This window comes from Rhodococcus sp. P4_B6 (assembly GCF_056402215.1).
Window position 1 is genome coordinate 1 of sequence record NZ_JBFUHV010000462.1, and the last position, 993, is coordinate 993.

A 993-nucleotide genomic window follows, 5' to 3' on the forward strand; every position below is an offset into this window, starting at 1 on the left:
GTTCTGCACATCGAGTGCACCGAAGGGCTCATCCATCAGGAGAATCTGCGGTTCTGCACATCGAGTGCACCGAAGGGCTCATCCATCAGGAGAATCTGCGGTTGCACCGCAAAGGCGCGGGCGAGTCCGACTCGTTGCTGCATGCCTCCCGATAGGTGCCGAGGGTACAACTTCGACGATCGGTCCAGGCCGACCTTCTTCAGGTACTCGTGCGCGATCTCATACCGTTCCTTTTTCGCCAGATCTCGGCGGCGGTAGCGCAATCCGAGCTCGACGTTGTCGAGCACGGTCTTCCATGGCATCAGCGCGAAGTTCTGGAACACCATCGAGCGCGAGGGCTCGCCCGGCTGTGGTTTCTGCCCATTGACCCGCACACTTCCTGCGAGTGGTTGCGCCATTCCGTCGAGCAACGTCAGGAGGGTGCTCTTACCGCATCCGCTGGGCCCGATGATCGAGATGAAGTCGCCGGCCCGGCCGTCGAAGCTGACCTTGTCGATGATTGTCTCGGCTCCATAGCCGAAGATCACGGAATCGACTTCCAGGATCGGCGGGCCACTGTTGTCGGTCGTGGCCGCGCGCGTTGATGCCGCGGCGGGGATTCTCGTCGGTGCAGTCGTCGGTGCAGTCATTGGTTCTCCAAGTTGGTCTCCATGCCGGCGGATCGGCTCGGCAGGATGGTCAGATCGGACCTTTAAGTCCCGCAGATCTGAGGACTTCGCGAATACTCGAGGAGTGTGCGGAGGTGTCATGGCCGGGCTAAGGCGCGTCTTGCGCGTAGGTMGGGTCGTAGAGGTCGTCGACGGTGGGTAGTCCGTCGTGGATCGTCCCGTATTTGTCGGTGAGGTCGAGCCAGGTCTGCAGGCCTTGCTTGTCGACGAGCCCGTCGGTCGAGTAGTCCGGCTTCGCGAAGTCGTAGGCGTCCTTGGCGGCGTCGTAACTGATCTGGCTGTCGTTCATCAGGATGGAGATCGCTTCGTCGGGGTGATCGACGAC

At 61.4% G+C, this 993-nt stretch carries 1 protein-coding gene and 1 pseudogene; both read right to left on the reverse strand.

Annotated features, from left to right (window positions below):
• Positions 1 to 35: 35 nt before the first annotated feature.
• The gene (locus tag AC1DWT_RS51555; protein WP_477926316.1) at positions 36 to 749 is read right to left on the reverse strand and encodes an ABC transporter ATP-binding protein; all 714 of its coding nucleotides are present in this window, start codon (positions 747 to 749) and stop codon (positions 36 to 38) included.
• A gap of 7 nt (positions 750 to 756) precedes the next feature.
• Positions 757 to 993, reverse strand: a pseudogene (locus tag AC1DWT_RS51560) (ABC transporter substrate-binding protein); the annotation flags it as partial.

What these genes read in the sequence shown, in the direction of transcription:
- AC1DWT_RS51555 (WP_477926316.1), bottom strand. Translation starts at nt 749, where the DNA reads ATGACACCTCCGCACACTCCTCGAGTATTCGCGAAGTCCTCAGATCTG.